Consider the following 9744-nt stretch of genomic DNA (forward strand, 5'->3'; position numbering starts at 1 on the left):
GCGCTTTTCCCTCGTCTTCGAGTGGTCTCTGGCGTTGCACCGGTTTAGGATGCGCGGGTATTTCGGAGCCGCTTCGCTTGGCGTCGCCCGCCGCTGCGCTCCGAAACCGAGCATTGCTCGAACCAGAACGAGATCGAAGGTGCATCGCCACGAGCGGCGCACGGCCTGATGATAGATGGAGGCAACATGAGCGCGGCTCAGCCAGGCATTCTCACCCCGATTCCGGTGGTGGGTCGCTACCTGTTTTTCAGCATTTCCCAACCCGAGCAGGTGGCCGCGACCTTGGCCAGCCTGGCCGCGGCCACCGATGGTTACCAGCTGGTGGTGGGTATCGGCCATTCGCTGATGCTCAGCCTCGGCAAGACCGTCGAGGGCATGAAGGACTATCCGGTGCTCGCCGCGCCCGGCATCGACCTGCCGTCCACGCCCTCCGCGCTGTGGTGCTGGCTGCGCGGCGAGGATCGCGGCGAGGTGACGCTGCGCTCGCACGCGCTGGAACGGTCGCTGGCGCCGGCCTTCCAGCGGACCGGCGCGGTGGATGCGTTCCTCTACGGCGAGGACCGCGACCTGTCCGGCTACAAGGACGGCACCGAGAACCCCAAGGGCGATGCGGCGCTCGAAGCCGCGCTGGTCTCCGGGCGCGGTGCGGGCCTGGATGGCGGCAGTTTCGTTGCTGTCCAGCAGTGGCTGCATGACTTCGACCGGATGCAGGCGATCCCCGGCGAGGAGATGGACAACATCATCGGCCGCCGCAAGTCCGACGACGAAGAACTGGAAGACGCGCCGGCCTACGCCCACGTCAAGCGCACCGAGCAGGAAAGCTTCGAGCCCGCCGCGTTCCTCCTGCGGCGCGGCGCGCCCTGGTCCGACGAGCACCGCGCGGGGCTGTTGTTCGCCGCCTTCGGCCGCTCGTTCGAGGCCTTCGAGGTCCAGTGGCTACGGATGATCGGCGTGGAAGACGGGGTGCTCGATGGCCTGTTCCGTTTCACCCGGCCGATCAGCGGCAGCTACTTCTGGTGTCCGCCCATGGCCGACGGCCGCCTCGACCTGTCCGCCCTCGGCCTCTGAGCCCGCCGCGGCAGCAGGCCAGGCCTGCTGCCGCGTCCTGCGCGGCGCTAGTGGGCGGTGGCCACGGCGGCCTCGTCGATCAGCGCCGCTACTTCCTTCGCTCGCGAGGCCAGTGACGCGTGGCTGGCATCGAGGGTGACGATCTTCCTCGGTGCGATCCGCGCGGCCATCCGCTCCTGGTTCTCCGGCGCAATCATGCGATCGGCGCTGGAAATCTGGTACCAGGAGGGCTTGCTCTTCCAGGCCGGGCTGCCGATGGCATCGCCGAAAGTGCTGGCCAGCGGAGCCTTCTGGGTGATGCCCATGACCAGCCCTTCGTCCGCAGCGAGATCCTGGCAAAAGCTTTCGTGGAACCTGTCCGCCTTCACCCAGAGATAGCCATCGCTGTCCGGCGCCAGGTTCGCTGCGGCCAGGGGCAAGTGCTCCTGGGTGATGCCACCGGGACTTTCGCCGCTGTCGGGGGCGAAGGCGGCGATATAGACCAGCCCGACCACATTCGGCTGGTTGCCGGCCTCGGTGATCACCGCGCCGCCATAGGAGTGTCCGACCAGCAGGACCGGCCCCTGTTGCTGCGCGATCATCTTGCGCGTCCGCTCGGCATCGTCCGCCAGCGAGGTCAACGGTAGTTCGACGGCATGCAGGTTGTCGTGGCCGAGGCGTTTCAGTTCGAGAATGACCTTGCTCCAGTGGGCGGCGCCGCCCCAGAAGCCGTGGACCAGGATGATCGCAGGCAGGTTGCTCATCGTGTTGCTCCCTTGTGGGTGAGGGTTGCTGGCATGAGACATCGCCCGGCGAGCATACGAGGTCGCGATGGGCGGGCGATAGCGGGAGGCGAGGACGTTCGTCGAAAAGAACAACTCCTTGTTCCGGTAGGCGACGTGATATCGGCACGGCGGTATGTTGCAAGTCCGGACCCGACCGATCGGGTTGTCGCGACGGGCATGGAGGGGTGATCGGTCGGTCGGGTTCGCGTCTTTTCGGGGCACCCGAATCTGAAAAAATCTTGCTTCTCGCCATACCGGGGGAGCGGGGCGGGTAGATTTTCTTCCGAATCCTTCACTTTCTACCCGGTCATGGAAAAAGCTCTGAAATTGGCGTCATGCCTCTACGGCCTGCTGATCCTGCTCAGCCTGGCGATGGTCGCCTTCCTCAGCCAGTTTCCGTTTCTCCTCAGCTCGGGAGCGGAAAACCTCTCGATGTCGATCCTGCCGCTGCTGATCCCGCTGATGGTCGGGCTGGTCGTCTGCGAGGCGGTGCGGGCGGTGGTGCCGAAGAAGCGCTAGGCGCGGCGCCGGGATCAGCGGCCGAGAATGCGCTGGCGGCGCATCCGGTACTGCTCGTAGGGAAGGCCCTGGCGGTTCAGCTCTTCCAGCTGGCGTTCGCTGGCGCTGCGGGAAAACGATTCCTCGACTATCGAGTCCGGCGTGACAGGCTGTGCGCAGGCGCTGACCAGCAGCACGCCCAGGACCAGGGCAATGCGTGGCATGCGATCTCCATGGACTACGGCAGAAGGGAAAAAAAGGCCATTACCAAGCGGGGGGAGGGTTGGTAATGGCCTGTACAAGGGACATTTGCCAGGCCTTGGGGATCTGGCGAAAAAGACGATATCAAGGGGGAATTTGATTAGCCAGCTAACAAAGTGGAATGAAGTTTTGCGGCAGGCGTAACAATTCTGTCCGAATCGTCATTCTTGCGTCACCGCCGGGACAGAGCGGTTTCGGCAGACTGCGGGGGAGTCGCCGAAGGAGATTCGTCGTGGACGATACGCTCAGGTTCGCCTCGCGCTTGTGCAAGTTCATCGTCGCCGCCAGCTTCCTGCTCGTGGCGGTCGCCAGCCTTTGCCTGTGGTGGACGGGCCAGGCCTACGAATACGCGGCGCTGGCGTTCTTTCCGTTCGCCGTACCCATGCTGCTGCTGATCATGGTCTGCGACCTGCTGGCAGCGCTGAATGGCAGGCGTCGCTGAGTGCCCGGGCCGCCTAGCGCTTTCAGCTAGGCGGATGTCGAACCCAGACAACCGGCACCCCGCGCGTGGCCCTATGGTGAGGCATTCATCCACTGCCTTCCTGGAGCGACCATGTCAGATTTCATCACCGTACTGCGCGATACCTGTCCCGTACCCGTGCTGGACGCCACCAAGTGGAAGCGGATCGACGGCGATCCGCATACCGTCAACCTCAACGCATACGCCTCGGCGGACGGCAGCAAGCTGATGGGCACCTGGATCTGCACGCCGGGCAAGTGGGAGGTGAACTACGAACGCTGGGAGTTCTGCCACTTCCTCGACGGCTACTGCATCATCACCCCGGAAGGCGAGCAGCCGGTGCACCTGAGGGCGGGCGACGTGTTCGTCATCGAGCCGGGCCTGCGTGGTACCTGGGAGGTAGTGGAGACGGTGCGCAAGTACTTCGTCTTCGCCTGACGGTATTGCCGCACGTCCGGGATGCCTGCCGGACGTCGCGCCTCAGTCCTGGTGGACGATGCGGCGGATGGTGCCGCCGCAGGACTGGTAGCAACTGCGGTACTCGTCCTGGCAGTCGTCGCCGAAATCGAAGTTGCGCTGCGGGTAGGGGCAGGACTTGCGCTTCTTCTTGTCGCTGTTCTGCATGCAGTAGTTGTAGGCCGTGCTCTGCGCCTGGTAGAGCGCCTCGTCCTGGCGCTGCTGCAGCTTGGCGAGGGTCTTGCACTGGCGCTTCTCGGCATTGCACTGGCTCACGCAGTGCAGGCCGGCATCGCTGGTCGGCGGAATGTAGGAGTAGCTGACGCTAGGGCCGCAACCGCCGAGCAGCAGGGCAAGACCGAGGAGGGGGAGCAGAAGGTGTTTCCGGAACGGCATTGTCGATATCGATAAGCAATGGCAAGCGAGAGCGAATGCTATCACTGGCTTTCCGAAGCTGTACGGCTCTACCCGATAAGGTTGAACTGGCGCACGAAACGCAAAAAAGAAAACCCCGGGACTGGCCCGGGGTTCTCGTCGCGCTCGCAGGTTCGATCAGAACACGCTGAACGGGTACTCGACGAAGGCACGGATTTCGTTGCCGTCGTCGTTGTACGAGCGGGCGTCGTTGGAGACACGCAGGAACGAGCTGCGCAGACGCAGGGTGAGGTCCTTGGCCGGACCGCTCTGCACCACGTACTGGACCTGGTTGAAGATCTCGCGCTCCTTGCCGTTGCTGGTCTCGGCGGTCTTGATGTTGTCGCCGCGCACGTAGGCTACGCGGTAGGTCAGGCCGGGCACGCCGTACTTGGCGAAGTCCAGGGCGTAGCTGACCTGCCAGGAACGCTCGTCCTCGGCGTTGAAGTCCGACCAGTAGGAGTTGGCCAGCCAGATGGTGGTGCCGCCGTCGCCGATGCCGCCGGCATTCTGGTACCAGCCGTAGTTGTAGCCGGTGTCGCCGGTGTTGCGCTGGTGGGCGATCATGAAGGTGTGGGCGTCGATGGTGTAGGACGCCGCCAGGCTCCAGATCTTGTTGTCGCGGTTACCGTTGAAGTTCTGGTCGGCGAAGTCGCTGTCCAGCTTGGTGCGATAGCCGTTGAAGTCGAAGTTCAGCGACTGGTCGGCCTGCAGCGGGATGGTGTAGTTCAGGTTGATGTACTGCTTCTTCAGTACGTCCTCGACGTCGGAAGCGTACAGCGAGGCGTTGAAGTGATCGGTGAAGGCGTACTTGCCGCCGAACACGTTGATGCTCTTCAGGCCGCCGCTGTCGCGCCCTTCGGCGCTCTTGCGGGATTCCGCGGTGAAGCGACCGGCGTTCAGCTCCAGGCCCTCGATCTCCTTGGAGGTGATCAGGGTGCCGCTGTAGCTTTCCGGGAGCAGGCGCGAGTTGTCGTAGCTGAGCACCGGCAGGCTGGGCATCTGGTCGCCGTACTTGAGCACGGTGTTGGAGATGCGGAACTTCACCGCCGCGCCGCCCTTGGACAGATCGTCCGCCGCGGAGCCGCTGTCGCCCTGCTTGAAGAAATCGATACCGGCGGCGCCGCTACGACCCTTGCCGCCGTCCAGGCGTACCGCGTACAGGCCGAACGCGTCGACACCGACGCCCACCGTCCCCTGGGTGAAGCCGGAGGTGAAGGTGGCAGTGGCGGCCTGGCCCCATTCGGCCTTGTCCTGCCGGCCATGTTTGTAGTCACGGCTGATGTAGCCATTGCGGAAGAACAGATCGAGGTGGCTGTCCTCGACAAACCCCTTTGCTGCTTCTTGGTCATTGGCCATCGCCTGGCTTGCAGTCGCGATGCCCAGTGCCAGCAGGCAAATCCTTTTCTTCAACATCTTATTGTTCCTGGTTGTTGGCTTGATGTGCGCTGAAATTGAAGGAAGCGCAAGGTTCGAAGTGCACGGGAGTCATTTGTCCCATTTACCGTGCGTGGCGGTTCTGGTTTCTTGTTTCTCCCGTTGGCGGCGCAACAATACCAGAACATTGTTCGATCCAAGAAAGCTTCGAGTCATTTGCTAATAACCAAAGTGTAAGGAAAGCCCCTTCCATAGGCTCTGAATCGGGCGTTGCCGGATCGCTTCGTCATGCGCCTGCAATATCAACCTTATCGATAAGTACCATGCCGCGAAGTCGCTGCAGTTCTCGCTTTGGGCGGTGATACCGTCGAATCGTGAACGGATCGACAAAGAGGGACGTGACATGAAGATTCTTATCGCTGTATTCGCCGCCCTGGCCCTGTCCGCCTGTGCCTCGCCTCCCGCTTCGAACGCCCCGGCGCTGGCCGCCAGCACCAGCAAGGCTCCCTACGATTACGCGATGTGCGTCTTGCCCAAGTGGCAACGCCAGGCGCCGGGCGTGGCGCTGGTGGAGGAAGGCCGCGGCTATCGCCTGGCGGACGCCGGTCAGTGGCTGGAGGTGCAGCCGGCGGGGGGTGGCAGCCTGGTGCGAATCCATGATCAGCAGCCCTGGGTCACCCGCGGGGCCTTCATCGATGCGGCCAGGACCTGTTCCTGAGCCGCGAGGAAGAGGGAAGAGCTCCGGCCCCCCTAGCATGAAGTGTCCGGAGCTCTACGGCCGCAAACGGAGGATGGCCGCAGAACGATCATCTGCCTATGGCCGGCGCTGCGCTTGATCGAGATCAAGTACTGGAGGCCGGGGAGCCGGCGTGTGCGGCGATTCGCGTGACGGGTCTCGTTTTTTCTGTGAAGTGCATTGCATAACGCTTCAATCGGGACGGGTGGCCAGCATGCCAACCAGTTCCTGGGCGGCCTTGCGCAATGGCTGGTTTTTCAGCCAGATAGCGTGGACAGGCAGTTTCAGCTCGTTCTTGGTATTCCTGAAGTCCAGGCGTACCAGCCTTCCCGTTGCCAGCAGCGGCGCGACCCGGGACAACGGGAAATTGCCCCAGCCGATCCCCGCCTCGACCATTTCCAGCGCCGTGCCCAGGCTGTCGGTGCGCCAGCAGGCGCCGGCAATCAGCGGACGGGTGTCGGCCAACGGCAGGTCGCAACTGGCCACCAGGATCTGCCGCACGTTCACCAGCTCTTCCAGGTACAGCGCCTGCCCCGGCTTCTGCAGGGCGGGATGGCGCGGCGAGATGGTCGCGACCAGCGATTCCGCGCCGACATACTGGAAGCGCTCCTGCGGGTTCACGCTGATGCCGGCGAATCCGAAGCACAGGCTGATGCGGCCGCCATGGAGCAGGGCGAGGGCATCGTCCTGCGCCGCGCTGAGCACCTCGACATCGAGCAGCGGGTAGCGCTCGGAAAGGGTGCGGAGGGCGCCGAACAGCCGCCCGCTGTCGATGTCCGCAACCACGCCGAGCGACAGGCGGCTTTCCAATCCCTGGGAGAGTTCCAGCGCATGCACCTGCAACTGGGCGAGCTGCTCGGCGATCATCCGCGCTTGCGGTGCCAGGGCCCTGGCCAGCGCCGTAGGACGGGCTTCGCGGTGGGTTCGCTCGAAAAGGGCGAAACCCAGCTCCGCCTCCAGGTTGGCGATGCCCATGCTCACCGCCGAAGGCACTCGACCCAAGGCACGGGCGGCGCCGGAAAAGGAGCCGCGGTCGAGGACGGCGAGGAACAGCTCGATGGTATCGCTGGAAAAGTTCATGGCAATTCTCCTATCAGCAGATCTGAAAGCTGCTGACTTTTTCTGTCAAGAAAATTGATCCAACCTTGCCCGCCTTTCCGCTATCACGCCCGAGAGGTCCACGTGCAAGGCATCAAGCGCAAACTGGTCTACGTGACCGCCTACGAATTGATCGGGATGAGTATCTCGACCCTGGGGCTGGCCCTGCTCGCCGGTTCCACGCCCACTACCACCGGCCCCCTGGCGGTGGTGATCACCACCGTCGCGGTGACCTGGAACTTCATCTACAACTGCCTGTTCGAGTTCTGGGAGCGGCGCCAGGCCGTGCGCGGACGCAGCATTGCGCGGCGGGTGGCGCACGCCATCGGCTTCCAGCTGACCCTGGTGGTCTACCTGATCCCGCTGATCGCCTGGTGGATGGGGATTTCCCTGCTGGAGGCGTTCTGGCTGGACCTGGCGCTGATCGTCCTGATCCCGTGCTACACCTTCCTCTTCAACTGGGCCTTCGATCGCCTGTTCGGCCTCCCAACTTCCGCGTTGCCGGCCGGCGAGGCGGCCTCCGTCTGAGGATTTTTTTTCTTCAGCGCCATTCGCGCTCGCCTTGGCCGGGGCAAATCGCCTACCTTAGACGGACGTGCGCTGTGGTGCCGGTTCAGGGAGGAAGTACGACCGCAAGCCATGAAGGTCTGCCCCGGCGAGGATGGGGTGCGGCATTTCGATGAACGGATTGGGGTCACTATGCGGATTTTGGGGATGCTACTGGGGACCGTCTTGCTGGCGGGTTGTTCGACATCGACGCCCTCGCTCGACGAGACGGACCAGGTACCGAAGGAGCGTTTGTACAACTACCAGTTCCGTGACGACGGCGACGCCTTCCTGGTGGTTTCCCGGGACCGCGAGTTCCTCGGCAGCGTCTGCAATACCCGCTTGATCATCGATAGCCGCCTGGCCGCCGAGATCCAGGCCGGCGAGAGCGCGCGTTTCCGTCTTCCGGCGGGGCTGCGGGTGGTATCCGTGCAGGGCGATGGGATCTGCCGCGGCGAGGCGCCCAAGCAGGTGGTGCATGTGCAGAACGGGCAGACCACGCATTACCGGATCACCGTCGACTCCGGCCTGAACATCGGCCTGGTGCCGGGCTGACGCCGGCGCAACGAAAAAAGCCGCCCGTGGGCGGCTTTTTCATGCGCGGCGTTTATTCGCTGACCGCTTTCTCGACCTTTTCGGACGCCGACCAGATCCGATAGCGGACCTCCACGTCCTTCGGCGCATAGACCACGATCGGCAGCTTGCTGTTGTAGCGCAGCAGGAAGCCTTCGCCGACCACCGGGATGAAGCGCTGCTCCTTCTTCTGGCCGGGGCAGGCCATCATCGTGCTCATCGGCCCGCTGACCTTGTCCAGGCGGTAGTAGGAGTAGCCCCAGCCTTCCAGGGTATGTTCTTCCAGCTCGCCGCCCAGGCGCTGCTGGTTGCAGTCGGCCTCGAGGGTCTTGCCGGCGATGATCTCGACCTTGAATGCGTCTTCCGCGTCCTGTTTCGGCAGGTGGATGACCTGGCGGGTGAAGCCGGCATCTGCCTTCGGGTAGGGAACCTTTTCATCCAGTTTGGCGGCCATGGCGGTGCTGGAAAGAGCGGCAACGCCGGCGGCGATCAGTAGTGCTTTCATGTCCTTGAGGTTCTCCTTACGTGGTAACGCGAGCAGGGTAAGACACCGAGGCACGGGTGAAAAGTTCAGTGGGGGACGTAACGGAATGTTCCATGTCCTGGGCCAGCCGGTCGGGGCACGGCCGAATCGCGGGCAAAAAAAAGACCATCTGCGGGGGGAGGGCGATGGTCTTCAAAGGAGCGTCGGGGACTTGGGGTTCTCCCGACGCCGCTACGATCTCACGCCGCTCCGCTGGGGAAAAATGCTTTGGACTGATAGTGGCTATCGATGCCGGTGACTTGAAATTCCCCGCCAACTCATAGCAAGTTCCGCACGATAGAGCCGTCAGCGCATCAGTTTGCGTTTTTTCAGCGGGTCAGTTGCAAGGCCAGTTCATCGACCTGTTCGGCCCAGTCGGAGTCCTCGGCCAGGGCCTCGCGCAGGAAGCTGGCCTGGGCAGGGTTCCAGAATGGCGCATCGGGCAGCGCCGTGCCCTCCTCGAGGTGGTGCCGGGCGAGAAAGGCGACGATGTCGTCCCGCCCAGCGGGGAGCCCCAACTGGCGGAACAGGTTGGAAAAGGTGTGCGGGCTGGTGTCCATGACGGTTCCTCCTGGATTCGCTGTTTTTCCACTATAGCCGGCGGGACGGCAGGGCCGCCGTGGGAGCCGGGGGTGGGTAATTTTGTCGCAGATGAAAAAGACTGTTGTGCGCGGCGTGCTTCATGGCGAAGGGGCGGGCGCTTATTATTAGCAAGCTAATGATAACCGGAGTCAGCCTATGTCCAGAATCGAAGTCGCCGTGCTGGTGGGGACGTCCGTTCCCGAATCGCTGCGCAGCAAGGGATTGCTGGCCTGTTGGATCCTGATGGTGGACGGCGCCATGTGGGCCGGCCCCTTCACCAGCCGTGACGAGGCGGAAGCCTTGAAGGGAACCTGGGAACTGAGTTGGCCGCTGGAGGCGGCGATCTCCGCCTGAGCCAAGGCCCTTGCCTTGCCGAAAAGCCCGCCGA

15 protein-coding genes are annotated in these 9744 nt (G+C 63.5%); 8 read left to right on the forward strand and 7 right to left on the reverse strand.

The annotated features are described in order from the left end of the window. Window positions 1-168 precede the first annotated feature (168 nt). The gene (locus FHW81_RS07715) at window positions 169-1068 is read left to right on the forward strand and encodes a Dyp-type peroxidase (protein ID WP_003119903.1); all 900 of its coding nucleotides are present in this window, start codon (window positions 169-171) and stop codon (window positions 1066-1068) included. Between the two features lie 47 nt (window positions 1069-1115). Here the strand turns inward: FHW81_RS07715 and FHW81_RS07720 are convergent, their stop codons facing one another. Beyond that, window positions 1116-1811 (reverse strand): alpha/beta hydrolase, encoded by a 696-nt coding sequence (locus FHW81_RS07720; RefSeq protein WP_003090823.1) that lies wholly within the window; start codon window positions 1809-1811, stop codon window positions 1116-1118. Between the two features lie 348 nt (window positions 1812-2159). On the opposite strand from FHW81_RS07720, the gene FHW81_RS07725 reads away from it, so the two are divergent. Further along, window positions 2160-2351 (forward strand): hypothetical protein, encoded by a 192-nt coding sequence (locus FHW81_RS07725; protein ID WP_003099127.1) that lies wholly within the window; start codon window positions 2160-2162, stop codon window positions 2349-2351. 14 nt (window positions 2352-2365) lie between these two features. Here FHW81_RS07725 and FHW81_RS07730 read toward each other — a convergent pair whose 3' ends face one another. After that, window positions 2366-2554: a hypothetical protein gene (locus FHW81_RS07730; RefSeq protein WP_009313943.1), complete on the reverse strand. Its 189-nt coding sequence runs from the start codon at window positions 2552-2554 to the stop codon at window positions 2366-2368. 269 nt (window positions 2555-2823) lie between these two features. Between FHW81_RS07730 and FHW81_RS07735 the strand changes: the two genes are divergently transcribed. Next, a complete protein-coding gene (locus FHW81_RS07735) occupies window positions 2824-3033 on the forward strand; it encodes a hypothetical protein (RefSeq protein WP_003090820.1) in 210 nt (69 codons plus the stop codon). Between the two features lie 111 nt (window positions 3034-3144). After that, a complete protein-coding gene (locus tag FHW81_RS07740) occupies window positions 3145-3489 on the forward strand; it encodes a cupin domain-containing protein (RefSeq protein ID WP_003090818.1) in 345 nt (114 codons plus the stop codon). 42 nt (window positions 3490-3531) lie between these two features. Here FHW81_RS07740 and FHW81_RS07745 read toward each other — a convergent pair whose 3' ends face one another. Continuing rightward, window positions 3532-3903, reverse strand: a complete 372-nt coding sequence (locus FHW81_RS07745; RefSeq protein WP_003160518.1) for a hypothetical protein — start codon at window positions 3901-3903, stop codon at window positions 3532-3534. Window positions 3904-4059: 156 nt separating this feature from the next. Continuing rightward, the gene (locus FHW81_RS07750) at window positions 4060-5337 is read right to left on the reverse strand and encodes an OprD family porin (protein ID WP_003099122.1); all 1278 of its coding nucleotides are present in this window, start codon (window positions 5335-5337) and stop codon (window positions 4060-4062) included. Between the two features lie 364 nt (window positions 5338-5701). Here FHW81_RS07750 and FHW81_RS07755 point away from each other — a divergent pair, with 364 nt between their 5' ends. Further along, window positions 5702-6016 carry a hypothetical protein gene (locus tag FHW81_RS07755; RefSeq protein WP_003143770.1) on the forward strand — a complete coding sequence of 105 codons (315 nt, stop codon included), beginning with the start codon at window positions 5702-5704 and terminating at the stop codon, window positions 6014-6016. A 210-nt stretch (window positions 6017-6226) separates the two neighbouring features. Here FHW81_RS07755 and FHW81_RS07760 read toward each other — a convergent pair whose 3' ends face one another. Next, window positions 6227-7114 carry a LysR family transcriptional regulator gene (locus FHW81_RS07760; protein WP_003099119.1) on the reverse strand — a complete coding sequence of 296 codons (888 nt, stop codon included), beginning with the start codon at window positions 7112-7114 and terminating at the stop codon, window positions 6227-6229. Between the two features lie 102 nt (window positions 7115-7216). On the opposite strand from FHW81_RS07760, the gene FHW81_RS07765 reads away from it, so the two are divergent. Next, window positions 7217-7660: a PACE efflux transporter gene (locus FHW81_RS07765; RefSeq protein ID WP_003090812.1), complete on the forward strand. Its 444-nt coding sequence runs from the start codon at window positions 7217-7219 to the stop codon at window positions 7658-7660. Window positions 7661-7846: 186 nt separating this feature from the next. Further along, window positions 7847-8233 (forward strand): hypothetical protein, encoded by a 387-nt coding sequence (locus FHW81_RS07770; RefSeq protein ID WP_003114417.1) that lies wholly within the window; start codon window positions 7847-7849, stop codon window positions 8231-8233. A 52-nt stretch (window positions 8234-8285) separates the two neighbouring features. On the opposite strand, the gene eco is transcribed toward FHW81_RS07770, so the two are convergent. Next, window positions 8286-8756, reverse strand: coding sequence for a serine protease inhibitor ecotin (eco, locus tag FHW81_RS07775; RefSeq protein ID WP_003090808.1), 471 nt, complete (start codon window positions 8754-8756; stop codon window positions 8286-8288). 347 nt (window positions 8757-9103) lie between these two features. Beyond that, window positions 9104-9334: a DUF2789 domain-containing protein gene (locus tag FHW81_RS07780; protein WP_003090806.1), complete on the reverse strand. Its 231-nt coding sequence runs from the start codon at window positions 9332-9334 to the stop codon at window positions 9104-9106. A gap of 178 nt (window positions 9335-9512) precedes the next feature. On the opposite strand from FHW81_RS07780, the gene FHW81_RS07785 reads away from it, so the two are divergent. Beyond that, the gene (locus tag FHW81_RS07785) at window positions 9513-9710 is read left to right on the forward strand and encodes a hypothetical protein (RefSeq protein WP_003090804.1); all 198 of its coding nucleotides are present in this window, start codon (window positions 9513-9515) and stop codon (window positions 9708-9710) included. The last annotated feature ends 34 nt before the right edge of the window (window positions 9711-9744 follow it).

Origin of the sequence: Pseudomonas sp. RC10-4-2, assembly GCF_050433085.1 — a bacterium.
Taxonomy (GTDB): domain Bacteria; phylum Pseudomonadota; class Gammaproteobacteria; order Pseudomonadales; family Pseudomonadaceae; genus Pseudomonas; species Pseudomonas aeruginosa.